Source organism: Proteus alimentorum (genome assembly GCF_002607735.1).
Lineage (GTDB): Bacteria > Pseudomonadota > Gammaproteobacteria > Enterobacterales > Enterobacteriaceae > Proteus > Proteus alimentorum.
In genome coordinates this window covers 506,055-531,510 of the sequence record NZ_NBVR01000031.1, presented here as the reverse complement: position 1 = coordinate 531,510, position 25,456 = coordinate 506,055, and the positions used below count along the sequence as shown (strand labels likewise).

The 25,456-nt window shown below is 35.3% G+C and carries 22 protein-coding genes and 7 tRNA genes; 24 read left to right on the top strand and 5 right to left on the bottom strand.

Annotated features, from left to right (window positions below; genetic code table 11):
- Positions 1-494 precede the first annotated feature (494 nt).
- Positions 495-1,283 carry a glucose 1-dehydrogenase gene (locus B6258_RS13005; RefSeq protein WP_099075594.1) on the bottom strand — a complete coding sequence of 263 codons (789 nt, stop codon included), beginning with the start codon at positions 1,281-1,283 and terminating at the stop codon, positions 495-497.
- 252 nt (positions 1,284-1,535) lie between these two features.
- Here B6258_RS13005 and B6258_RS13000 point away from each other — a divergent pair, with 252 nt between their 5' ends.
- Positions 1,536-2,240: an RNA ligase family protein gene (locus B6258_RS13000; protein WP_099075593.1), complete on the top strand. Its 705-nt coding sequence runs from the start codon at positions 1,536-1,538 to the stop codon at positions 2,238-2,240.
- Positions 2,237-3,373, top strand: coding sequence for an AAA family ATPase (locus B6258_RS12995; protein ID WP_099075592.1), 1,137 nt, complete (start codon positions 2,237-2,239; stop codon positions 3,371-3,373). The genes B6258_RS13000 and B6258_RS12995 overlap by 4 nt, the downstream gene beginning before the upstream one ends.
- Positions 3,374-3,520: 147 nt before the next feature.
- Here B6258_RS12995 and B6258_RS12990 read toward each other — a convergent pair whose 3' ends face one another.
- Complete coding sequence (locus tag B6258_RS12990; protein ID WP_099075591.1) at positions 3,521-4,012, bottom strand: DUF4822 domain-containing protein; 492 nt, start codon at positions 4,010-4,012, stop codon at positions 3,521-3,523.
- 1,032 nt (positions 4,013-5,044) lie between these two features.
- Between B6258_RS12990 and B6258_RS12985 the strand changes: the two genes are divergently transcribed.
- The 4 genes from B6258_RS12985 (at position 5,045) to B6258_RS12970 (ending at position 9,159) form a co-directional block, all read left to right on the top strand.
- A complete protein-coding gene (locus tag B6258_RS12985) occupies positions 5,045-6,265 on the top strand; it encodes a PfkB family carbohydrate kinase (RefSeq protein ID WP_099075590.1) in 1,221 nt (406 codons plus the stop codon).
- Between the two features lie 27 nt (positions 6,266-6,292).
- The gene (locus B6258_RS12980) at positions 6,293-7,030 is read left to right on the top strand and encodes a glutamine amidotransferase (RefSeq protein WP_006532984.1); all 738 of its coding nucleotides are present in this window, start codon (positions 6,293-6,295) and stop codon (positions 7,028-7,030) included.
- Positions 7,031-7,160: 130 nt separating this feature from the next.
- Positions 7,161-8,117: a DMT family transporter gene (locus B6258_RS12975; protein WP_075674018.1), complete on the top strand. Its 957-nt coding sequence runs from the start codon at positions 7,161-7,163 to the stop codon at positions 8,115-8,117.
- Between the two features lie 10 nt (positions 8,118-8,127).
- On the top strand, positions 8,128-9,159 hold the full coding sequence (locus B6258_RS12970; RefSeq protein WP_075674019.1) for a methylphosphonate esterase: 1,032 nt from the start codon (positions 8,128-8,130) through the stop codon (positions 9,157-9,159).
- 109 nt (positions 9,160-9,268) lie between these two features.
- Here the strand turns inward: B6258_RS12970 and glpX are convergent, their stop codons facing one another.
- On the bottom strand, positions 9,269-10,249 hold the full coding sequence (gene glpX, locus B6258_RS12965) for a class II fructose-bisphosphatase (RefSeq protein WP_099075589.1): 981 nt from the start codon (positions 10,247-10,249) through the stop codon (positions 9,269-9,271).
- Between the two features lie 206 nt (positions 10,250-10,455).
- Between glpX and B6258_RS12960 the strand changes: the two genes are divergently transcribed.
- The 13 genes from B6258_RS12960 (at position 10,456) to B6258_RS12900 (ending at position 20,088) form a co-directional block, all read left to right on the top strand.
- Entirely contained in the window at positions 10,456-13,515 is a 3,060-nt protein-coding gene (locus B6258_RS12960; RefSeq protein WP_099075588.1) for a DUF2339 domain-containing protein, read from the top strand.
- Between the two features lie 234 nt (positions 13,516-13,749).
- On the top strand, positions 13,750-14,409 hold the full coding sequence (locus tag B6258_RS12955; RefSeq protein ID WP_099075711.1) for a LuxR C-terminal-related transcriptional regulator: 660 nt from the start codon (positions 13,750-13,752) through the stop codon (positions 14,407-14,409).
- On the top strand, positions 14,393-16,225 hold the full coding sequence (uvrC, locus tag B6258_RS12950) for an excinuclease ABC subunit UvrC (protein ID WP_099075587.1): 1,833 nt from the start codon (positions 14,393-14,395) through the stop codon (positions 16,223-16,225). The genes B6258_RS12955 and uvrC overlap by 17 nt, the downstream gene beginning before the upstream one ends.
- Before the next feature lie 55 nt (positions 16,226-16,280).
- A complete protein-coding gene (gene pgsA, locus B6258_RS12945; RefSeq protein ID WP_075674025.1) occupies positions 16,281-16,829 on the top strand; it encodes a CDP-diacylglycerol--glycerol-3-phosphate 3-phosphatidyltransferase in 549 nt (182 codons plus the stop codon).
- Between the two features lie 142 nt (positions 16,830-16,971).
- Positions 16,972-17,047, top strand: a tRNA-Gly gene (locus B6258_RS12940).
- 25 nt (positions 17,048-17,072) lie between these two features.
- Positions 17,073-17,146 (top strand) — tRNA-Cys (locus B6258_RS12935).
- A gap of 5 nt (positions 17,147-17,151) precedes the next feature.
- Positions 17,152-17,238, top strand: a tRNA-Leu gene (locus B6258_RS12930).
- A 132-nt stretch (positions 17,239-17,370) separates the two neighbouring features.
- Positions 17,371-17,457, top strand: a tRNA-Leu gene (locus B6258_RS12925).
- A 170-nt stretch (positions 17,458-17,627) separates the two neighbouring features.
- A tRNA-Leu gene (locus B6258_RS12920) sits at positions 17,628-17,714 on the top strand.
- A 170-nt stretch (positions 17,715-17,884) separates the two neighbouring features.
- A tRNA-Leu gene (locus tag B6258_RS12915) sits at positions 17,885-17,971 on the top strand.
- A gap of 170 nt (positions 17,972-18,141) precedes the next feature.
- A tRNA-Leu gene (locus tag B6258_RS12910) sits at positions 18,142-18,228 on the top strand.
- A gap of 202 nt (positions 18,229-18,430) precedes the next feature.
- Positions 18,431-19,096 carry a DUF1007 family protein gene (locus B6258_RS12905; protein WP_099075586.1) on the top strand — a complete coding sequence of 222 codons (666 nt, stop codon included), beginning with the start codon at positions 18,431-18,433 and terminating at the stop codon, positions 19,094-19,096.
- Positions 19,093-20,088: a nickel/cobalt transporter gene (locus B6258_RS12900; protein WP_099075585.1), complete on the top strand. Its 996-nt coding sequence runs from the start codon at positions 19,093-19,095 to the stop codon at positions 20,086-20,088. The genes B6258_RS12905 and B6258_RS12900 overlap by 4 nt, the downstream gene beginning before the upstream one ends.
- 111 nt (positions 20,089-20,199) lie before the next feature.
- On the opposite strand, the gene copM is transcribed toward B6258_RS12900, so the two are convergent.
- A complete protein-coding gene (gene copM / locus B6258_RS12895; protein ID WP_099075584.1) occupies positions 20,200-20,571 on the bottom strand; it encodes a CopM family metallochaperone in 372 nt (123 codons plus the stop codon).
- Positions 20,572-20,861: 290 nt separating this feature from the next.
- On the opposite strand from copM, the gene B6258_RS12890 reads away from it, so the two are divergent.
- The 5 genes from B6258_RS12890 to B6258_RS12870 all read left to right on the top strand — a co-directional run bounded on the left by B6258_RS12890 (position 20,862) and on the right by B6258_RS12870 (position 24,793).
- Positions 20,862-21,647, top strand: a complete 786-nt coding sequence (locus B6258_RS12890) for a class I SAM-dependent methyltransferase (protein ID WP_240531581.1) — start codon at positions 20,862-20,864, stop codon at positions 21,645-21,647.
- A 227-nt stretch (positions 21,648-21,874) separates the two neighbouring features.
- Positions 21,875-22,294, top strand: coding sequence for a hypothetical protein (locus tag B6258_RS12885; RefSeq protein ID WP_099075583.1), 420 nt, complete (start codon positions 21,875-21,877; stop codon positions 22,292-22,294).
- Between the two features lie 460 nt (positions 22,295-22,754).
- Positions 22,755-23,984, top strand: coding sequence for a sugar transporter (locus B6258_RS12880; RefSeq protein WP_099075582.1), 1,230 nt, complete (start codon positions 22,755-22,757; stop codon positions 23,982-23,984).
- Between the two features lie 134 nt (positions 23,985-24,118).
- Positions 24,119-24,451, top strand: a complete 333-nt coding sequence (locus B6258_RS12875) for an SMR family transporter (protein ID WP_099075581.1) — start codon at positions 24,119-24,121, stop codon at positions 24,449-24,451.
- Positions 24,452-24,484: 33 nt separating this feature from the next.
- Positions 24,485-24,793 (top strand): putative hemolysin, encoded by a 309-nt coding sequence (locus tag B6258_RS12870; RefSeq protein ID WP_099075580.1) that lies wholly within the window; start codon positions 24,485-24,487, stop codon positions 24,791-24,793.
- An 84-nt stretch (positions 24,794-24,877) separates the two neighbouring features.
- Here the strand turns inward: B6258_RS12870 and dsbB are convergent, their stop codons facing one another.
- A complete protein-coding gene (gene dsbB / locus B6258_RS12865) occupies positions 24,878-25,402 on the bottom strand; it encodes a disulfide bond formation protein DsbB (RefSeq protein ID WP_099075579.1) in 525 nt (174 codons plus the stop codon).
- Positions 25,403-25,456: the final 54 nt, after the last annotated feature.

Below are 25,456 nucleotides of genomic sequence, written 5' to 3'. Positions count from 1 at the left end.
TGATGCAAAAAGGTGTATGTGATCACAATTTTCCTAGTGTTTATTTGTATTTTTTTGCAATGTGTTATAGGAGAATGACCTAAATATTAGGCAATAACACGCTGTGATATATTGTGAAAACAAATAGGATTGTTTTTAGTTTATTTAATTGTTGTAATATTGTTATTTGTAATATCAAATTGATATTTTCTATGAAAGATTAATTTAAATGATGTTTGTTAATTAGATAAATGCAGGTAAAAAAACTTATATTTAGTATTTACTTAAGACTAGGTGTTTATTGGGCTGAACTCGTCGCAATGGCATGGTGAAAAGAGAATAATTCTATTTACAAGGGAGCTCGAAAACTAGATATACCATTTATTTTAGATAGAGAGCTTATTTTTCCAGATAATTTGATTAACTCTGAAAATGTTGTGCTTTATTTAGAACGAGAGTAATTAATGATGTATCCCACTTTCTAGTAAAAAAGAAAGTGGGAACTTTATTGTCAATTAACCTTTACCAGACTGAAAAGAGGAATAAAGTGTCATTCCTCCATCAATAAAAATAGTCTGTCCTGTAATATAGGTTGATTGTTCAGATGCTAACCAAGCGGCTACATTGGCAACGACCTCTGGCTCAGCAGCATATTTCATGGGGATCATATCTTCTAATTCTTTACGAAGCGTATCATCTTGCATTTTTTCTTGGTTGATGGGGGTATTTATTGCTCCAGGACCAATTGAATTAATTCTAATACCCTTACTTGCATATTCAAGAGCGAGAGATTGAGTCAGCATTCTTACTCCACCTTTACTTGCTGCGTAACTTGCAAATGTGGGCCAAGGAATAATTTCATGAACTGAAGACATATTAATGATATTGCCTTGAATTTTATTTTCTACAAAATATCTTAGCGCGGAGCGGGCGGTAAGAAAGTAACTAGTTAAATTTACATCTATAATTTTACGCCAATCAGCTAAATCAACGGCATGAGAAGGTGTTTGTGTTTCAATACCCGCATTATTAATAAGAAGATCGAGCTTACCGAAATGGTTGATGGCACAATAAATAAAATTATGGGCAACATCTTCGTTGCTAATATCACCCCCAAAAATAATGGCTTTACCTAAATTTAATTTATTTAAATCATCGGCAAGGCATTGAGCCTCTTTTTTATCAGAATGATAGTTAATCACGACATTCATTCCTTCAGCGACTAATCGTGACACGACAGCAGCACCAATTCCTCTTGATGACCCCGTAACGACAGCGACTTTTCCTTGAAGATCATTGTACATGCTTCCTCCTATATTCGATTTGAAAATTAAGCAAAAAACAATATAAGAGATAAAAAGGATTATTTATCTAGCACTCTACTAAGCTTATGGTTAACATAGCCACTTATTTATTTTTCACTTCTCTTTATTGTAGGTTGTTATTATGTAATACACATTAAGGCACTGAAGGAATAGTGCACATACAGAAAAATTAACTTACCGAGTTTCTCTTTGAATTTGGTAGAGCTTCTGTTACTTAATGAGTATTAAATAATGAATAATCAATCACAAAAATATGATAGAACCTATCACTATCCTTTTTCACCGGGCACAACGAACGACGATCGGATAAATGCGCAATGGTGGCAGGATATTTGCCAAATAAAACAACTTATCCATACAGAAAAACTAGATGGAGAAAATAATTGCCTAAATAAAATGGGCGTTTTCGCACGTTCGCATGCGACCCCAACACAATCAGCGTGGACATCTCAATTGCGTCAGCGTTGGCAAATGATGAAAAATGATTTAGGTGAGTTAGATATTTTTGGTGAAAATCTATATGCCATTCATTCCATTGAATATGCACACCTAGAAGACTATTTTTATGTGTTTGCGGTTCGTTATAAAGATAAATGGCTAAGTTGGGAAGAAGTGCAGTTTTATGCTTCTTTGTTTGATCTTCCAACTGTGCCAGAAATTAAACTGCCTAACTGTCTGAATAAAACTGATTTTGAAGATATGATTGTTTCACAAGCTAAACAGGCAAGTTTCTTTCAATCACATGATGTTTTAACGCAAAAAACAAGCCCAATGGAAGGCATTGTTACACGAGATGCACAGTCATTTTCTTTAGATGATTTTTCACATCGTGTTTTTAAATATGTTAGAAAAGATCATGTTAAAACAGATGTCCATTGGAAAAAGAATTGGCGGCGAGCCCCTTTAATTTGGGAAAAAACACAGGAGTCTCAATGATGCTTCATAATAAATTACACACTGAAATGTCATGGGAACATCTCTGTGAGCTGTATGATGAAATGAGTGATATGGCTGGTGTTATGCAAGATCCTGTTCATCATGCAGAAGGTGATGTGGCGATACATACACAAAGAGTAATCAATTCAGTTAAATTATTGCCAGAATATAAGACGTTAACTGAAAGAGAACAGCAAATTTTATGGATCTCGGCACTACTTCATGATGTAGAAAAACGTTCGACAACTCGCGAAGAAGAGGGGCGTATTGTTTCACCGGGTCATGCACGTAAAGGTGAATTAACAACGCGTCTTTTTCTATATGAAAAAGTACCTGTAAGCTTTGCTGATAGAGAACATATTGCGGCTTTAGTTCGCTTTCATGGTTTACCGTTGTGGGTGATGGATAAACCAGATCCTAAAAAAGCACTACTCGCTGCATCATTAAGAGTTGATTGCTATTTATTGGCATTATTAGCTAAAGCTGATGTTTTAGGGCGAGATTGTGAAGATAAGCAGGCACTTTTTGATAAAATTGCATTATTTACACTTTATTGTGAAGAGCTAAATTGTTGGCGCAGCGCGGCTCCATTCCCTTCAGATGATGCTCGCTTTCACTATTTTTATACAGAAAATAGTTCAGATTGCAATTATGAGCCTTATCCTGAAAAAGGAAGTGAAGTTACGGTGTTATGCGGATTACCTGGTATGGGAAAAGATACCTTTATTCGTCAATATTGTGCGGATCTTCCGATTGTAAGTTTAGATGATCTCCGTCGCCAGCATAATATTAAGCCTGATAACAGAGATGCTAATGGTTGGATAGCTCAGCAAGCAAAAGAACAAGCTCGTATTTATTTACGAGAGCATAAACCTTTTGTTTGGAATGCCACCAATATTACAAGAAAAATGCGAGATCAACTTATCTCTTTGTTTTATCGTTATAATGCAAAAATTACATTGGTTTATATTGAAGTCCCTTATGCGCAATGGCAAAGGCAAAATAATGCGAGAAACGAAGCTGTGCCAGCTAAAGTAATGGAACGCATGTTGAGTAAATTGGAAGTACCAACACCAGAAGAAGCGCATAAAGTGATATATTGGATCGAAGGAAAATCACAAGCATTACTTTAATTTTATTACATTTTATGTTTAGTTATTGCCCGAATTATTACGTAATAAACACGTTATAAGAAAATAAAGTAAAGGCTATTTTGTAAAAACAAAATAGCCTTTTTTATTTGAGGGTAATTTATTTCTTGTTAAAACAATGAGTTAGATTTATTTTTTAACATGATGAATGATATCGAAATAAACATTGCGATCATCTGCATTTGGATAAATACGATAAGTATATTCATCATTTTTAACCGTGATATTTTCTACATCACGCGTGAATAGTGTTTTTCCTTCGGTGTCTTTTGCGACTAAAGTACGTACTTTGCCATCATCTGACATTGACCAATCGCCTTGCATTTTCTGTTTACCTTCAGGTGTAAACATAATAAAGGTGCCATTAGGATAATATTCAGCAAGGCCAAAATAGTTGCTGACTTGTGCGTTATCAGCGGTTGTTTTATTGCCTTTTTCGTCGATAGCGTCTGTTGTTATCCAAACTTTTTCTATCATGAGTTTCTCATAGTTGTTCAACTCTTTTTGAGTTTGAATAACTCCTTGAGCCTGAATATTGGCAGATGATGTTGAACTCTCTGCGGCAAAAAGAGAAAAGCTAGCGCTTAATAATGAGATTGCGATGAGTGATTTTATTTTCATTGATATATCCTTATTTTACGTTGTGCTTTTTGTTTGTCGTACATATTTTGTCTGACGTTATTAATAAAAGTAGGCATAAAAGGGGATGAATGCGAGGAAATAAGTATGTCAAAATGTTTCTAATAAAAAGGTTATTTGACAAAACTTATCAGTGTTAAATTTTTATTTTGTTTAAGTTATTGGGTTTATAATCTAATTATTTATCTTTTGTGGTTGTAATATCTAACATTAAGTGGATTGATGATATAAATAGTGTTTATGAATCATGGGTAGAAAGGGTAGGAGAGCTTCCTCATTTACAAAACAAAATCAAAGTTTGACCTATTGATGCACTAAATAGACAAAGAGTGATAGCAAATTTGTAGTAAAAGAAGTGCATAAAATTGAAAAGGGAAACAAACTATCGATATTTCCTTTATTAGAAAGGTGTTTCTAGATTATAAAATGTGATCTCTATAGCAAAAATGAAATGTGAAAATTGAGTGTGTTTTAAGCGTTGCTTTTGTATTACTTAAGTAATTTACGTTCTTTGGTAAAAAGGTGTCGTTTTCTTTGGTGTTTAATGATTAGAATTTCTTTATGGTAAATGCGTTTTAAAAATCAGTGATGATAAAAATAATTAATGCATTGCTCGATTCAATTAGATTGTGTTTTATTTAAGCATTATTATGGGTATTTTATAGAAATATAAAATGATTTTTTTGTAATGTCTTATTTATAAAAGTGAATTTTATTTTTATATGTAATTTTTTAATATTATTTTCTGTTGAAAAGCAAAAAATAGTATTAAATTTCTTTATGGTAAATAAGTTAAAACGACGTTATAAATTGATTCAATTTTTTCTAAAAAAGAAATAAACACCAAATTTATTTATTAAATAATCTTACTGTTATCATTTTTTATTTCTGTTTCTTTTTGTTTTTTATTTTTGTATTTCTGCTTTTTTTTGCTTTTAATAAATAACATATGATTGTAATCACAATCCCATAACAACTAATAAACTAAAGTTGTTGCCATAGAGGTAACATTAAATGAAAGCAGAACGTCATAAAAAAATAATTAATCTGATTAAAGGTAATGGTGCAGTAAAAGTTTCTGTTTTGGCTAAAGAACTTGATGTTACCAAAGAAACAATACGATCAGATTTAAATACACTAGCAGAAAAAGGAATTATAAAAAGATGCCATGGTGGCGCTTTTATAGAATTTGAAACATTAGATAAAGTAGCCAAGAAAGAAATTATACAATTTCTAGAATGTAATGATCAAATTGATAAAAACGATTTAGTAAACAAGACAGCAATAAATAAGGTGTGCGTACTGGGTTCATTTAATGTTGATATGATTAGTTATCTTCCTAGATTGCCAGAAGCCGGGGAATCCTTATTGTCGAATAAATTTATCTTCTCACCAGGAGGTAAAGGCTGTAACCAAGCATTGGCAGCGAGTTATGCTGATGCACAAGTGCATTTTATTACGAAGATAGGTACTGATCAATTTAGTGATTATGCAGTTAATTTTATATCGTCATCTAGAATAAAAACATCAACGATATATCAGACTGAAAATTTCCAAACCGGAACTGCATCTATTTTTGTTTCGGAAGAGAGTGGAGAGAATATTATTTCTATTTACTCTGGTTCTAATATGGATATTTCTGCGGATGAAGTGAAAATACAGAAAGATAAAATTATTGATGCGGATATAATTTTACTTCAATTAGAAACGAACATTGAAGCATTAAAAGAAATTATTGCGATTGGAAATGAAAATAATATTCCTATTATTCTCAACCCAGCACCTTATAACAAAATAGTTAATGAATTACTTCCAATGATAGATGTATTAACACCAAATGAAACGGAAGCTAGCTTATTATCTGGAATAGAAGTACTCGATTTAGGATCTGCAAAAAATGCTGCAGTTTCTATTTATCAGCAAGGCGTAAATAAGGTGGTTATTACGCTAGGTAGTAAAGGTTCGTTAGCTTATGACGGATGTAAGTATATTTACTCGCCGGCATATCCGGCAGTTGTAAAAAATACAGCAGGGGCAGGTGATGCTTTTAATGGTGCGCTCGCTGCCTCGTTGGCAAAAGGAAAGCAGTTTTCTTATGCGTTACGCTATGCATCAGCTTTTTCATCATTAGCTGTTGAGACGAGTAATGCTTCAGAAATGCCTGAAGATATTAATGTCATGCATCGCATCAATCAAACAACATATTCACAGATTGTCACCCAATCCCCTGAATAAATAATCTTTTTTGAAAGAGGCATAAAAATGAAAATCTTATTTATTGGTGAGTCATGGCACATTCATATGATCCACTCCAAAGGCTACGACAGTTTCACTTCCAGCAAATATGAAGAAGGTTCAACGTTCTTATTAAGTTGTTTAAGAGAAAAGGGTGTTGAAGTTGATTATATGCCTGCTCATACCGTTCAGGTTGCCTTTCCACAAACGGCTGAAGCGTTGGCTAAATACGATGTCATTGTTATTAGTGATATTGGTGCAAATACGTTCCTTCTGCAAAACGATACTTTCTATAACATGAAAGTTATTCCTAACGCATTAGGGTTAATTAAAGAATTCGTAGTTAATGGTGGTGGCTTATTAATGATTGGTGGTTACCTGTCATTTATGGGTATTGAAGCTAAAGCAAACTACAAAAATACATTACTTGCAGAAGTTCTGCCTGTTGAAATGTTGGATGGTGACGATCGTGTAGAAGCACCTGAAGGTGTATTTGCAAGTGCTGTAAATGCTGAGCATGCATCAGTAAAAGGTTTTGGTGAATGGCCAATGTTCCTTGGCTATAACAAAGTTTCAGCCAAAGAGAATACAGAAACTGTATTAAATATTGGTGAAGATCCATTGTTGGTATTTGGTCAGTTCGAAAAAGGAAAAACAGGCTGCTTTATGAGTGACTGTTCTCCTCACTGGGGTAGCAAAGAGTTTTTAGCATGGCCTCATTATGCAGATATGTGGGTCAACATTCTTAAACAAATCGCCCGTTAATTTGAATTAAGAATAACTGTCATAAAAAGTAAAAAAGCGCAGAGTTGCCGCTCTGCGCTAATAAAAAACCGATTACTTGAAAAATAAAAAAAGAAATCACTCATAGCCAATAATCCAAAAGGAACATCTTATGAGTACAAAAAATTTATCAACACCATTGCTGATGTTAGCAACTGTGTTAGCAGGTATGCTATCACCAATGCAGTCTGCGGTGAATGGGCAGTTAGGGCATGTTTTAAAAGATGGTAACGCCAGTGCAGTTATCTCTTTTGCCAGTGGTTTAGTGGTGATGTTTTTTATCATTATGTCAAAAAAACAGTATCGCCAGCAATTTGCTTCAATTCCAAGTTTAATTAAGACGCGCAAAATTCCATTATGGAACTGGTTTGCGGGTCTTTGTGGTGCAATGGTTGTTTTCTCTGAAGGCGCTTCCGCGAGCGCATTAGGGATTGCAACATTCCAAACAGCATTAATTTCAGCACTGTTATTATCAGGCTTATTATGTGACCGCTTTGGTGTTGGTGTTGATGAGAAAAAATATTTCACACCATATCGTGTATTAGGTGCTGTGTTAGCCGTTGTTGCCACTTTATTTGTCGTTTCTCCACAATGGCACTCAACTTCATTTATTTATTTAGCCATCTTACCTTTTCTTGCGGGTTTATTAGCCGGTTGGCAGCCTGCAGGTAACTCTAAAGTTGCAGAAGCAACAGGTTCTATGATGGTGTCTATTACTTGGAACTTCATTGTTGGCTTCACTGTTTTAACGATTGCTCTTATTGTTCGTATGGCATTAGGCCATATCACTCTTGAATTACCAGGGACTTGGTGGATGTATTTAGGTGGTCCTTTAGGACTTATGTCTATCGCATTAATGGCTATTTTAGTCCGTGGCTTAGGCTTACTGATGTTAGGTGTTGCTTCAACAGCGGGTCAATTGTTAGGTTCTGTATTAATTGACTTATTATTACCTTCATTAGGCAATACTGTTTATTTAGTGACAATCATCGGTACATTATTTGCGCTAGTGGGTGCGATTGTAACCACAATCCCTGAATTCAGAGCGACTAAGTCAGCAAAAGCGTAGGAGTATTGTAATGAAAGGTTATATTCAAACCGTAACTGGCCCCGTGAAAAAAGAAGATATGGGGCTAACATTGCCCCATGAACACCTCTTTAATGATCTCTCAGGTGTTGTTGATGAACCTTTTTATGAATTCTCGCATGTGTTAGTTGATAAAAAAGTGAGTGCAGATATTCAGTGGGGACTTAAATACGATCCATATTGCTGTTGCGATAATATGGATAAGAAACCAATCGAAGATGTTATTTTTGAATTAAATAACTTCAAAGAGTTAGGTGGCAGAACAATTGTTGATGCAACAGGCTCCTCATCAATTGGACGTGATATTAGAAAACTAAGACAAGTTGCAGAAATAACGGGCATTAACGTTGTCGCTTCTTCCGGACTTTATATTGAAAAGTTTGAAGGAGAACGACTGGCTGATGATATTGATGCAATGGCAAAAATCATTGATGATGAATTGAATGTAGGTATTGATGGTACTGATATTCGTGCAGGTATGATCGGTGAAATTGGTGTTTCTCCATTCTTTACCGATGGTGAGAAAAATAGTTTACGTGCCGCTGCTATTGCACAAAATAGTAATCCTCATGCTTCGATGAATATTCATATGCCAGGTTGGCAACGTCGTGGTGATGAAGTTTTAGATATTCTATTAACAGAAATGGGGTGTAACCCCGCTAAGATTTCATTGGCACACTCTGATCCATCAGGTAAAGATATTGATTATCAATGTAAAATGTTAGATCGCGGTGTTTGGCTTGAGTTTGATATGATTGGGCTGGATATCTCTTTCCCTAAAGAGGGGGCAGCACCAAGCGTTATGGATACCGTAGAAGCAGTCGCAACCTTAATTGAAAGAGGTTATGGTAGTCAAATTGTATTAAGCCATGATGTGTTCTTAAAACAGATGTGGGCGAAAAATGGGGGGAATGGTTGGGGATTTGTTCCTAATGTATTCCTTTCATTATTGGCTCAACGTGGCATTGATAAATCGATTATCAAAAAATTATGTGTTGAGAATCCAGCCAATTTGTTGGCTTAAATCTGAAGTGAATAAATAACAATAAATATACCCCTTGAAGTAAATTTAGCGGCACCTTAATAAAGCGCCGCTTTTTTATCTCTCAAGGAAAATAAGACAAATCGAGATATTAACGTAAATGGTAATTCTCAATATAACGTAATGAATGTGTTGAACCATTAATGACTAAAGAGTGCGTTTGTAAATATTGAGCTTGTTGATTAACACCAGATAAGAAATCACCTTTGGTAATCGCGGTTGCTGCAAACATAACATCTTGGTTACGTACTAATGTGTCTAATGATAATTTAATATTTACATCAGTACCCATTTTATGACAACGAGCAATTTCAGAAACGGCATATTCTCTATTTTCTGCACTATTCCCTTTTGCAATATCACGAGTAATTAAACGTGCTTGCATATCACCGCCTAATGCCTTAGCAATCGCTGCACTAATTACGCCTTCAGGTGCTCCACCAATACCATACATAACATCAATACTGTTATTAGGCATTGTGGCATATAAAGAGGCTAAAACATCACCATCAGGTAGGGTGATAACATTAATGCCTTTAGCGCGTAGATCTTTAATAATATCGTGGTGACGCGGTTTATCTAGAATAGCGAGAGTTAACTGCTCAATAGATTTATTCAATGTTTGTGCGATAGCATCAAGGTTATATTCGAGGCAATGGTTAAGATCAATGACACCGGCAGCTTGCTTACCTACAATTAATTTTTCCATATACATGTCGGGAGCTTGTAAAAAACTGCCTTCAAAGCCAGCGGCTAAAATTGCGAGGGAATTATTTTCACCCGTAGCGACCATGCGAGTACCGTCAATAGGGTCAACCGCAATTTCTATTTTATCGCCTTTCCCATTACCTACTTTCTCGCCAATATAGAGCATTGGCGCTTCATCTATTTCACCTTCACCAATGACAATTTCGCCATTGATATTCAGGCTATTTAAACGTTCACGCATGGCACTGACCGCAGCAGCATCTGCTGCATTTTTGTTTTGTTTTCCAATCCAAGGCATTGCTGCAATAGCTGCGGCTTCTGTTACAGAGGCGATAGCATTAGTTAATTCGTCATTTAATTTCATATTATGAGTGTGTTTTGCGATATAAATGGAAGGTTAAGATAGGCTGCCGATCATACCTTTTTTTCGAAATTATGTGCTAGGTTTAAATCAAGAGTTCTCGAAATAGATTATTTAGGAATAAACTAAGATAAATCTGTGAAAATTAAAGTATAACTAAGGTTAAGAGATTAAAACCATGTGATGCTTAACGCAAAAGGATTAGGTTTATGGACGACTTTTTGACGCTCATAGTGACAATATTTGTTGTGGTATCTTTGTATTGGCAATACCACGCTTATACAAATAGCAACTCATTGTTGCATCGAATTAGACAGCTTGAAGAAAAGCTTATTGAGCAACAAGAGAAATTATTTAAGTTATTAAATAAAGATAATGCTGTGGATATTCGCACAGAGCTTGATGCTCAGAAAAGCGAAGTTAAGGATTTATCTCGTGATATAAAAAAAGAGCCTCAACCAACAGTTTCAACCACTTCAACTTATCAATCCAAAACAGTTGAACCTATTAACACAACAGAACATGCGCAAAATAAGGCGGAGAATAAAGGTGCGTCAGTATATCAACACGCACAGGTTTCACGAGAAACGACATTTGATAAAGTTTCTCCTAAAGAAGAAAATTCAGTTGTTCAATCGTCTATGGTTAATGATATTAACCTTGAAAACAAACAACCTAATCAGGCAGAAATATCAACAACTCCTACACCGAAAGGATCTGAGCCTTATCAACCTAAGGTAGCAACAAGTCGTTTTTCTCATCGTTATCAAAAAGAAGAAAAACAAACATATATTGAATCAACATCAGATCCGCTTGTAGAGAAGAGGGCGAACGTAGCAAGCGCAAACTTGGCGGGATCTGAAATAGGTTATGTGGGAAATGCGACACCTCAAGTAAATAGGCCTGCATCGCAATATAGACCTCATTTAAACCCTCGGCCAAAACGTCAACAGAAATCGATTTTGGGACTTATTTGGAATTGGGTAGTAACAGGAAATCCACTGGCCAAAATAGGGATGTTATTACTCTTTTTCGGTCTGTCTTATTTACTTAAATACAGTATTGAGAATGAGCTTGTCTCAGCATCAACACGTTTAATGATGGCGGGAACAGGATGTTTGGCCTTATTAGGTATTGGCTGGTGGCTTAGAAAGAAAAACCTGATATATGCATTAATTTTACAAGGTGGCGGCATTGGTGGGCTTTACATTACTATTTTTGCTGCGACTAAAATTTATGACTTTATTCCTATTAGCATTGCTCTCGCTATTATGGTGTTTATCTGCTTGGTGAGTGTAAGTTTGGCAGTTATTCATCGGGCTATTAGTTTAGCTATATTAGCTTCACTTGGTGGATATTTAGCCCCTGTTTTACTATCTACTGGTGATAACAATTATGTAGGATTGTTTAGCTATTATCTTATTCTTTCAATTGGTATTCTTATTATCAGCCATTGGCAAGTTTGGCGTTTATTAAATCTTATTGGTTTTGCTTTTACTTTTGGTATCGGTTTTATATGGGCAATACCAAATTACACTCATGCCGATTATTTACCTTGTCAGCTATTTTTAATTGCAAATTGGTTGATTTTTGGTGTTGCAACGGAACTTTCAACACTAAAAAATAAACTGAAACTTAATATTCCTTTTGATGCCACATTACTATTTGGTACGCCATTAATTGGTTTTATCTTCCAGCATCGATTAGCTTCAGAATGGCCATATGGTGTTGCTATTGCTTCATCACTTTATGGATTAGCTTATTTCGCACTAACTTGGTTTGCACTTAAGCGTTATCGTGAAGAGGGTAAACTACTGGCAATTGCCTTCTTTATGCTTTCTGTCACCTTTGCCACTTTAGCTGTACCATTTGCATTCTCTGCTGAATGGACATCGATTGTATGGGCCATTGAAGGGGTGATGATCCTTGCATTTTCTGTTTTACAGCAGCAAAAGAAACCGGCAATTGCAGGGACTATTTTAGTTGCGGTTTCCTTTGTTTTATTATTAAACATGCCTATTATTTCGCTAGGCGATTGGCTAATGCTTGTAACTCAAATAATCGTTGTATTTGCCGTCGCAGTACTATGGGGGCGAGCTCAATTTACTCATCTTGATAATCGGGCTATTGGATATGTAACACTATTTATCTCTGCTGTAAGTTGGGGATATAGCGTTCTGCTTTTACAAGAATATGGCGAACATTGGCTCTTGCCAGAAGTAAAATCCATAACCTTTGCTTTTATTCTTATTAGCTGCTGGGGCATGTTCTTTGCTGGGAAGAAAACCCAATTTTCTGAGTTGGCAAGTTGCTCTATTTTATTATGGCCAATGTCTGCGCTTATTATGTTGGTGTATATCTATCTTGCAGGTTCGTTAATTGATAATTGGCTAAGTGCGATTATCTGGATTGCAATTTTTGCGAGTGGTTTCTACTTGCTTAAAGTAAATACACTATTGCCGAAACAAAGGATCAATACAGCATTGATCCACAGTATGCATCTTATCTTTATTGGCCTTTTCTTATTTACTGAAATTATTTGGTTAATAGATGTTACGTACCTTTATGTGAGCTTACATTTTGCAAGCGTTATTTTTGTTATAAGTTTATTTATCGCAATAAGCTATATACTAGCAATGAAAGTTAATTGGATAAAAGAGTACCAAAATGCTTATTGGGTAGTCACTTTACCTGTTTCGGGTTTACTGATACTTTCTTTAATCTTTGCAAACTTTAATGATGGCACTGAAAGTGGAATTAAATTTATTCCATTATTTAATTTGATGGATCTAATGGGTGTTATTGGAATATGGATTGGTTATAAATTTATTTCAGTAATAAAACAGTCATCTAAATATCAAGCATTATTGCAAAATAACTTGCCTATATTTAATTACATTATTCCTGCTATAATTTTTTGGTGGGCAAATGGTATTTTATTAAGAGGATTAGTTTTTGCAACGGATGTTGATTGGTCGAGTTATGCAATAATTAATTCCAAAGTGATCCAAACAGTATTAGCGATTATTTGGGCTATTACTGCATTGGTGACTATGGTGATGGCGACACGTAAAAAATCACGTTCACAATGGTTTATTGGTGGTGTATTGTTGGCTGTGGTTATCGCTAAACTCTTCCTAATTGATACATCATTAAGTAGTGGGTTGCTCAGAGCACTGGCCTTTATTGGTGTTGCAATACTGATTTTATTAATCGGGTATTTCTCACCATTACCACCTAAAAAAAGCCGTATAACGGAACAATTGTAGGCAAGGTTTTGTACTGAGTACTGTGAGTACTGATGGGTAAATTAAGTTTTTTTAGCCTCCTTATAAAAATAAGGAGGCTTTTTAGTATCTTTTAATTTTTGAAATAAAAAATAAATTTTTAAGATAAACTGCACGAGAAAAAGATAGAATGCTGATTGTTAATGGAATATGATATTTTTACGGTTTATTTCTGCTTTTAATTGGATGATTATTAAGTTTTTAAAGGAAAATTTATTGATAAATACATTGATAATAAGTCGAGTTGAAATATTTAGCTTGGGAATGAAAACACTGCTTAGTCAAATAAAAAAAATCAACATTCGAAAGGTGATGAATGATGAAAATGATGCATTTCGTTATTGTCGGCAGTTTTCAGTTAATCTTATTATTATTTATTCAGCACCCTCAGTTTCATTAATTGATTCTATAAAAAGAATAAAGCGATCATCTTTATCAATTAAAATTATTGTCATTTCACCAAAAACAGACTCTATATTATCAATAACACTTCTTCAATTGGGTATTGAAGGTTTTATTGTTGTTGATACTTCTTGTGAAAATATTCTGCAAGCTATCCGGCAGGTTTGTATCGGTCAACGGTATATAAGCCAAGAGTTAGCGATGGAGATCGCACTAACAAAATTACAGCAAAAATTAAATCCTTTACATCATCTGTCAGAAAGAGAATTGCAGATTATGTCGATGATCATTAGAGGAAAAAAAATCACACAAATCGCAAGTGAGTTGAATATTAATACAAAAACAGTAAATAGCTATCGTTACCGAATGTTTAGTAAACTTAAAATCTCAGGTGATGTAGAATTAACACATATAGCAATACGTTATGGGTTAATTGAGATAGAGAGTCATTTACAAAGTGGAAGACAAATTTGACGCCAAAGCATTCTTAAGCCGAGTTACAGATAAACCGGGTGTGTATCGTATGTATGATGCGACAGACACAGTAATCTATGTCGGCAAAGCGAAAGACCTGAAAAAAAGGCTTTCGAGCTATTTTCGTACACAGGTAAATAGCCGTAAGACCGAAGCGTTAGTGAAGTGTATCGCAAATATTGATGTCACGATCACCCATACAGAAACGGAAGCTTTATTGCTTGAACACAGCTACATCCAGCGCTATCAACCTCGCTATAATGTGTTGTTACGAGATGATAAATCCTATCCTTATATCTATTTAAGTGGTGATAAACATCCTAGACTTGCTAGTTATCGTGGTGCAAAACATGCTAAAGGGGAATATTTTGGACCTTTCCCTAACTCTTTTGCAGTAAGAGAAACATTGGCATTAATGCAAAAATTGTTTCCTATTCGTCAATGCGAAGACAGTGTTTATCGCAATCGTTCAAGACCGTGTTTGCAATATCAAATTGGCCGTTGTCTTGCACCTTGTGTAAAAGGCTATGTTTCTGATGAAGAATATGCCCAACAAGTTAATTATGTGCGACTTTTTCTTTCAGGTGATGATACACAAGTTATTGAAGGATTAGTTAAACGTATGGAAGAAGCAAGCCAAGAATTACGTTTTGAAGAGGCTGCTCGGATCCGTGATCAAATTCAAGCAGTAAGGCAAGTGACCGAAAAACAATTTGTCGCCAATATTGGTGATGATCTTGATGTGATCAGTGTTGCTTTTAATGGTGCGATTGCTTGTGTTTATGTTCTCTTTTTCCGTCAAGGTAAAGTGTTAGGTAGCCGGAGTTATTTTCCTAAAGTCCCTGCAAATACTTCAATCGAGGAAGTTGTTCAGACTTTTATTGGTCAATTTTATTTGCAAGGCAGTGCAATCCGTACTTTGCCAACTGAAATTTTACTCGATTTTAATTTAGAAGATAAAGCCATTCTAGCTGAATCTATCTCATCTATTGCCGGGCGAAAAATTCAAATTCAAACAAAACCGCGTGGTGATAGAGCTCGTTACTTGAAATTAGCAAGAACAAATGCAGCAACGGCATTGGCTTCAAAACAAGTCGAGCAATCGACCATTTCGCAACGTTATACCTCGTTGATGTCTCTTCTTGATATGAAAGAGATAAAACGAATGGAATGTTTTGATATTAGTCACACTATGGGGGAGCAAACTGTGGCTTCATGTGTAGTATTTGACATGAATGGCCCATTAAAATCTGAATATAGGCGCTATAATATCAGTGGTATTACTCCTGGTGATGATTATGCGGCGATGAATCAAGTGCTCACTCGACGTTATGGTAAATCATTAGAAGACAGTAAGATCCCAGATATTATTTTTATCGATGGTGGTAAAGGGCAATTAGCACAAGCAATAGAGGTATTTGATACTCTTAATGTTGATTGGGACAAATCACACCCGAAATTAATTGGTGTTGCAAAAGGGAGTGATCGTAAAGCAGGGCTTGAAACCTTGTTTTTTGTACCTGAAGGTGAGGGAATGGCACTACCTTCTGATTCACCTGCGTTACATTTGATCCAACATATTCGTGATGAATCGCATCGTCATGCAATAACAGGGCACCGTCAACGTAGAGCCAAAGTAAAAAATACCAGTTCACTAGAGTCTATTGAAGGTGTAGGGCCTAAGCGTCGTCAAATGTTGTTGAAATATATGGGAGGGCTACAAGCTTTACGAGACGCAAGTGTTGAAGAAATTGCGAAAGTCCCCACAATTTCGACTGCATTAGCAGAAAAAATATTTAATGCGTTGAAACACTAAGTGTATTGATGCACCATATTAATAACTCTCACTTTTCTAGGTCGTGTAGAACGCTATGCAACTAAATATCCCAACTTGGCTAACTCTATTTCGTGTCGCTCTAATCCCATTCTTTGTTTTGGTGTTCTATTTGCCATTCAAAGATGCTCCATTAGTCTGCGCTATTATTTTTATGGTAGCAGCTGCAACAGATTGGTTTGATGGTTTTTTAGCTCGTAGATGGAAACAAACTACCCGCTTCGGTGCTTTTCTTGACCCAGTAGCGGATAAAGTAATGGTTGCAACAGCACTTGTTTTAATTACTGAGTACTATCATGAGTGGTGGATAACCTTACCAGCAGCAACAATGATTGCTCGTGAAATTATTATTTCGTCACTAAGAGAATGGATGGCTGAATTAGGAAAACGTAACAGTGTTGCCGTTTCTTGGATAGGAAAAGTGAAGACAACCGCACAAATGGGATCGCTTGTTGTGTTATTATGGCGTCCTACTGTTGAAGCAGAGTGGTTTGGATTCGCTTTATTATATATCGCAACAGTGCTAACTTTTTGGTCAATGTTTCAATATTTGAGCGCTGCGTGGTCAGATTTGCGCGAAGGTTGATCGAAATGACTGAAAATTCACCGAACGGTCAAAAAGATGCAAATATAGTGTTGACTAGATTCAGGAAATCAGTAGAATGCAACGCATCGAAAGGCACAACGGTTTACGGAAATAAAATAAGTAAATCAGCAAGTTCGGTAAAGCGGGAATAGCTCAGTTGGTAGAGCACAACCTTGCCAAGGTTGGGGTCGCGAGTTCGAGTCTCGTTTCCCGCTCCAATCTCTTATGAGATTGAGCAGTTGAGGCGCGTTGGCAGAGTGGTCATGCAGCGGATTGCAAATCCGTGTACCTCGGTTCGATTCCGGGACGCGCCTCCATTAATGCCCAGGTGGTGAAATCGGTAGACACAAGGGATTTAAAATCCCTCGGCTGTAAGGCTGTGCGGGTTCAAGTCCCGCCCTGGGCACCATCTCTTTTAGATAAAGAGTTTGGTGCAAAAGAAAGTCCATTGTGAATGGCATTGAGAAGTCAATAAGTAATAAGTCGTCCATACCAGTATATCTCTTAGTAATAAGAATTTACGGGCGCACCATACAATTTAGCCCAGGTGGTGAAATCGGTAGACACAAGGGATTTAAAATCCCTCGGCTGTAAGGCTGTGCGGGTTCAAGTCCCGCCCTGGGCACCATATAAATAGCGGACCTCAACTTGGGTCCGTTTTTTCTTCCTCTAGCATAAGTTAGTGAAAGAAAAGTAAAAAGCTGAAGTTGGCAATTTTAGAAGTAAATGTTTTAAATTTATTTGTTATCTAACTTGTTTAATAAGCAAGTATTAAGCGTAACAAATAAATACAATTTAGCCCAGGTGGTGAAATCGGTAGACACAAGGGATTTAAAATCCCTCGGCTGTAAGGCTGTGCGGGTTCAAGTCCCGCCCTGGGCACCATATAAATAGCGGACCTCAACTTGGGTCCGTTTTTTCTTCCTCTAGCATAAGTTAGTGAAAGAAAAGTAAAAAGCTGAAGTTGGCAATTTTAGAAGTAAATGTTTTAAATTTATTTGTTATCTAACTTGTTTAATAAGCAAGTATTAAGCGTAACAAATAAATACAATTTAGCCCAGGTGGTGAAATCGGTAGACACAAGGGATTTAAAATCCCTCGGCTGTAAGGCTGTGCGGGTTCAAGTCCCGCCCTGGGCACCATATAAATAGCGGACCTCAACTTGGGTCCGTTTTTTCTTCCTCTAGCATAAGTTAGTGAAAGAAAAGTAAAAAGCTGAAGTTGGCAATTTTAGAAGTAAATGTTTTAAATTTATTTGTTATCTAACTTGTTTAATAAGCAAGTATTAAGCGTAACAAATAAATACAATTTAGCCCAGGTGGTGAAATCGGTAGACACAAGGGATTTAAAATCCCTCGGCTGTAAGGCTGTGCGGGTTCAAGTCCCGCCCTGGGCACCATATAAAGCTTAGCTGATCTCTTAGCAAGTTCGAAAAAAGAAACCACCTACAACGGGTGGTTTTTTTGTTTTTAAATTTCATTTATTAAAATATTCTTAAACGTAACGGCAATTCTATCAGTCGGTAGATAGAAATGACTATCATTTATATAAAATGAAATGTTATATTGTACCAAAATAAATATTTTTTTTGGTTTTTATCTATGCTGATATTGAAATTTAAACATTATCTCTATCGAATGTTCTCGGTATTGATGGCACTTTTTACTCTGCTCTTATCTCCCGTCGCTTTAGCGCATCCACATAGTTTTATTGAGATGCAAACCACGTTTAATACACACAATGAAAAATTAATTGGATTGAGTTTTTCTTGGGTAATGGATCCCATGACGTCAATGGATATTCTTTATGACTTACAAAATGTGAAACCAGAAAGTGAACGTTGGAAAAAACAAGCAGCAGTATTAATGACAAATATATTGGCTCAGAATTATTTCTCAGAATTATACATTGATGGAAAAAAGCAGAGTTTTAAGCGTATACCTCAAAACTATGTTCTTGAGAGAAATAAGCTACAAGTCGTTTTTAGTTTCGATATCCTCTTAATTACGCCTATTCCATTTTCTGAGCATAAATTTGAACTGTTGACTTATGATCCCACTTTCTATGTCAGCATGGCTTATTCCAATGATTCAAAAATTACGCTTCCTATAGAAATGGCTGCTGAATGTGAGCATAAATTGATAGAGCCTTTTGCTGATGAAAAGCTAAAGAATTACGCCCAAACACTTGATACCAATGAAATGCCTGATATGGATTTAAATCTAGGGTTGTCTTTTACTCAACGAGTACAGGTTATATGTAAATGAGCGTAACAAGAAAGAATTCATTTTTATTATCAATGATTTTTATATTATTAATCGTGGGGAGTCTTTTATTACTGGCGTATTTTTGGTCTGAATTAACGTATTACAATATTCATTGGCAGAAAAAGATGAATAGTGAGCTTGCTACTTTAATGCAAGATATTAGCGAGAATGACTGGAAAGTCGGTTTTATTTTAATCGGTGTAAGTTTTCTTTATGGATTGCTTCATGCTATTGGCCCTGGGCATGGAAAAGTGATTATTACTGCCTATATTTCAACACATCCAACAAAATTAAAGAAAAGTGTGTGGTTAAGTGTATTCGCATCGTTGCTTCAAGGTATGGTTGCTATTTTTATCGTGACCATTATTTTATTTTTATTTGATTTATCAAGTGTGTATTTAAGAGCAGTGAGTCGTTATCTAGAAAATGCTAGTTATCTTTTAATTTCATTATCTGGATTTATTATTTGTGTGCAAACCCTTCGTCATCTTTTACAACATAGAAAAAAACGAAATTTAAAATTCGAAAAAGCCACTCGTATAATGACCGTGCCTAAATGCCCATACAAACAGCCTATTATAATGGCAGAACATCAATGTTGTGGTCATAAACATGTTATGACATCAGAAGACTTACCTTCTCAATGGCGTTCTCAATTGGCGGTACTTTTGGCTATTGGTTGTCGCCCTTGTTCTGGGGCTTTATTAGTTTTGTTATTTTCTTATGCATTAAATATTTATTATTGGGGTGTTGTCGCCACCATCGCAATGGCAATAGGAACTGCAACAACGATCAGCCTCATTGCACTCGTTGTCTGTTATATGCGTAATTATGCATACCAGTTGTTGACTAAGAAATCTAACACCGCACTTCAATATATTGGTGTAGGAGGAAGAGTGTTGGTAGGACTGTTTTTTATTTTTTTAGGTATACTGATGTTTAATAGCTCTGTGATATTAAAGGCACATGATGTTATGCCTCTATTTCGTTAATAATTAGAATAAATTTATAAAAGAGCCTGAATATTAATAATATAGGCTCTTTTGACCTTATTTATATAACTTAGTAATACTTATCAATAACCTTGATTAGTGAAAAATAGATTATTTGTTATTTCTGTTTTTTTCTAACCATTTTTGCATTTGCTCTATTTCAGGGCCTTGTGCATCAATAATAGCCTGGGCGAGTTTACGCATTTCAGGATCAGTACCGTATTTTAACTCAATTTTAGCCATGTCAATTGCACCTAAATGGTGGGCGATCATACCATCAGCAAAAGCGACATCCGCATTATCAGTGTTCATTCCTCTTGCCATATCGGCATGCATTTTATTCATGGAATCATTGAGTTCCTTTTGCATTGGCGAACTGTTATGAGGTGTATCCGTCTTCATGTTCATATGAGCATTGTTTGCCATTGCACCAAAAGAGAGAGCACTCATTAAAATAACAGCAGTAGGTAAAATTTTTTTCATAACAGTTTCCTTTGATTTATCGTGAAATTGTTATCACTCTAAAGATTCCCCTTAGGGGAAGGTCAATGTTGTTATTCAAAGTTTAATGTTCTTTACCTTTAATGACGTAATTACAAAATAGCCTTTTTAACCTATTTTATTTCAATTGGTTATATATCAACATTCAATTTTATATCTCTTTATATATTCGGAATTTCTTTATATAAAACAGAAAATTAATGATAACTATTCCCATTTAATACGTTTTGCTATAAAGCTGTATTATTAATGCAACTTTAAGGGCGGGCAATATGGATAATCAAACTACAATGCAGTCTATATCTCAAGAACACGCAAAAGCAGGGCATACCTTTTTAGCAAGTTTGGGGAAAACACGTTTAAGACCAGGTGGTGTAGAAGCATCTGATTGGCTAATTAATAATGCACATTTTACATCATCAAGCCATGTACTTGAGATTGCTTGTAATATGGCGACAACATCAATTGAAATCGCTAAGAAATATGATTGCCATATTATTGCGGTTGACATGGATGATAATGCTTTGGCTCATGCGAAAAATAATGTTGATAACGCACAATTATCACATTTGATCCAATTAACAAAAGCCAATGCGTTATCTTTGCCTTTTCCCGATAATACGTTTGATGTTGTTATAAATGAAGCAATGTTGACAATGTATGCAGATAAAGTCAAAGCAAAGCTAGTAAAAGAATATTACCGTGTTTTAAAACCTGGTGGTTTATTATTAACTCACGATATTATGAAGAAAAAGGATGATGTTAATAGAGATAAACTAATCGGTGTAGTGAAATCAAATGTAGCACCAATGTTTAAGCAAGAGTGGCATGATTTATTTATTAATATTGGTTTCTCAGAAGTAACAATAAAATCTGGCAATATGAGTTTAATGTCACCTATCGGTTTAATTCGTGATGAAGGCTTATTTAGAGCTGCTAAGATAATTAAAAATGGGTTGGTAAATAAGCAAAATAGACCACATTTCTTATCAATGTTTCGTTTTTTTAGAGAAAATCGACATGTTTTAAATTATATTGCGTGTTGCTCTAAAAAATGATCTTATCAAGAAAAATTTATATATTATTTAATGGCATCTAAGTAAAGCTAGGTGCTTATTTTTCTATAAATAAGAATAAATAGAACTGTATACCTCCGTAATAAAATGTAAAAAACAAAAAGAATCGTAATCCAGATTGAACCTGATTTATTTTAACTATATATATTAAGAAATAAGCGTTAAAAAAGAAATATTAAAGCAGATATGATTTATATGTGGAGTTTAATATGAAACAGATACTTATTATTGCAGGAGGGATATTATCGCTAACTATTATGCTGGCTATCCTTGCTGCTATTCTAATCGTGTCTGTCATTAAAGAAAATACACCTGAGTTTTGGAGTGAAAGCCGCGAAGTGATTGAAAACTCCTCATCAACAGTACGTGAGACCCTTTCTACCATAGAATCAAAACGCGATACGCTTATGGCTATTTATCAATCTAAAGATAATAATGGAAGTTGTCAGCAGTTAGCTGAAAAGCTAAATGATGTTGAAAAAGCGCTTTCTGATGGAAAGTTAATGCTACCACGACCAGCAAAAGAACAAATATCGACCATCAAAAATGCTTTTGATGGTTCAACATCCCCCTCGAGAAATATTGCTTGCGAGCAAGCACTTCAAGTTATTAATGACTTGAGTCAATAATCTCAATATCCTTTCTATTTTTATTTATCTTTTATCCAACTGTCAGATTATTTTCGGCGATTAAATTAATATTTCTTAACTTAATTCAATGAATATGCGATATATTTTTCTTGAAAAGAGTCTATTTTTATTCTTCAACATAAAGTAGAGATAGGCCATTTATATCTACAATCTTACAATTAAAAGATTATGTTAACGTTAAAAAGAAGTTGCCAAGGGGATTTAAAGTTACGATATGAATATGCTAAAATTGATAGCTGATTCGCTTTAGCAATGAAATCTAGTGATAATTTGGTTTATTTTTTGTTTCTAACAAAATGCATTTTCATCTTTATGCTATTTTTTATTTTCAATGTAATAAATCCATTTTGGCTCAAGTAAGAAAAGTAAATCAGACAAAAGCTTCTATAAAAAAGCATGGCATATATATCAATATAATTTAAGAAAACATCGATTAATTATGAATATCGCAGCATCAAATGTAAATGAAGTTAGCCGTCAAACAGCGTGGATCAGGGTAATAATATTATCATTCGCAGCTTTCGTTTTTAATACAACAGAATTTGTTCCTGTTGCACTGTTAAGTGATATTTCTGAAAGCTTTGGTATGATCCCTGCTCAAACAGGTTTAATGATCACGATATATGCTTGGGTTGTTGCTTTAATGTCTCTGCCTTTAATGATAATGACAAGTAAAGTTGAGCGACGTAAGTTACTTATTATTTTATTTATACTCTTTATTTTAAGTCATATTTTATCTGGCGTAGCATGGGATTTTAAGTCACTGATAGCAGGGCGTATTGGTGTCGCGTTTTCTCATGCCGTATTTTGGTCTATTACCGCATCTCTAGCTATTAGAGTGGCACCTGCGGGTAAACGAGCTCAGGCATTAGGTTTATTAGCAACAGGAACAGCACTTGCAACAGTATTAGGTTTACCTATTGGTCGTGTTGTTGGACAGTGGTTAGGATGGCGTGCAACATTTATGGGCATTGGAATATTAGCCTTAATTACTATGTTTGCGTTAATGCGCTATCTACCTTTATTACCGAGTGAGCATTCAGGATCACTAAAAAGTGTGCCTATGTTATTAAAGCGTGGCCCATTGATGGGGATTTTTCTGCTAACAGTAATAGCCGTTACTGCTCACTTTACCGCATATAGCTATATCGAGCCTTTTGTGGTTGATATTGCAAATCTGGATCAGAATTTTGCTACGTTGGTGTTATTGATTTTTGGTGGAGCCGGTATCATTGGTAGCGTGTTATTTAGTCGTTATAGCACCAAAATGCCAACATCATTCTTATTTTCAGCCTTAATATTGCTTACTGTTTGTTTAAGCTTATTAATGATCAGTAGCCAGAATCTAACCGCATTTATTGTGCTGATTATATTTTGGGGTATTGGATTTATGTGCATTGGGCTAGGAATGCAGGTGAAAGTGATTGATTTAGCCCCTGATGCAACGGATATAGCGATGTCTATTTATTCTGGTATTTTTAATATCGGTATTGGTGCTGGCGCATTGATTGGTAATCAGGTTATTTTACATGCTGGTATGACAAATCTTGGCTATGCGGGAACAATATTAAGTATTATTGCAGCAGCTTGGTGTGGTTTTATCTTTAATCGTTATCGTGTGGCTATGGGGGGAGAACCCCGCCAAAAGAATCAGCTCCATCAACACTAAATAAGTATTTCCACGATATAAAGGCACTTATTCAATAGGAAGAGTGCCTTTTTTATTTGTTGTAGATGAATATCCTTAATCTCGCTTGTGATAGAATTCACAAAATTGACTTTGTATAGGATTAAGGCTAAAAAATGAATGGATTAACTTACCTAATGTTGGCAATTATATCTGAAGTGATTGCGACAACAATGCTGAAAGCTTCGGATGGTTTTAGCCGATTATATCCATCTATTGTAGTCGTCATTGGTTACTGTCTTTCTTTTTGGGCACTTTCCCAAGTGGTAAGAGTTATGCCATTAGGTATTGCTTACGCAATATGGAGTGGATTAGGGATAGTTTTAGTTTCTGTTGCAGCTGTGTTTCTCTATCAACAAAAACTCGATTTACCTGCCATTATTGGTATGACTTTAATTATTGCTGGTGTTTTAGTGATAAATCTACTTTCAAAAAGCGCTTCACACTAATAGGAATAACTGGAAGAAATTAAGGTGTCTTTGATGCAAAAGAAATTTAAAACAGCTTGTTATCTATTTATGTTAACTAGCTTTGCTTTTATTGCAGGATGCAGTAATTCAGCGCAGACACAATATTCATCTACACAAATGGTTAGTAAAAGTCGAACAATACCGACAACGAATCTTGATATTCCCTTAGAAGGATCAGCCAAGGCCACCTGTATTTTTTCAGGTGGCGTGCCTTCTTTAAACTATGAATTACATGGCGGTCAGACACCTGTGTGTCAATTTGCTAATGGTAAGCGTTGCAGTGAACAAGCTTTAATTGAAGGGGCTTGTATTCCCGGTTAAAACTTATTTGGAATTGAATGTTTAATCATCATTTATTTATTATAAAAATAGCCTTTAGTTTATCGCTAAAGGCTATTTTCTTTTTTATTCTTTTGTTTTAAAAGAACTTGTGATTTGGCTCATTAATACTAATAAGCCTACAACAAAATAAGCAGAGAAAATAATCAGCATCCATTGTGGCATTTCTAAAGTTAAGAATTGCCATTGGCTAACAGAACAATCACCAGTTGCTTGGAATACAGAAGGGAACCAATCTTGCAGGGCAAACCAAGAAGGTAAAGTGACAAAAAAATCACAGGTTGCAAAAGGTGATGGATTCAGAATAAGTTGTGTATGCTCCCAAGAAAGTTCAATTCCTCGGTATGCAGAATAAATCCATAAAAAACCACCAGCCATACGCATAAGTGCCATTTTAGGTGCGGATGCCCCAATCAATGCGGCAACTAAGATCCCTAATACCGCGATGCGTTGATAGACGCACATGACACAAGGCATTAATTCCATTCCGTACTGAAAATACAACGCAGCACCTTCAAGACCTATTGCTGTTAATGCAAGCAACAGCCATGAAAAACGGCTTTGTGACCAGTGACGAAGAGAAGTCAGCATAATAATATCCATTTAAATATTAAATAAAATAAGTGTCTATTCTGCCGAAAAATC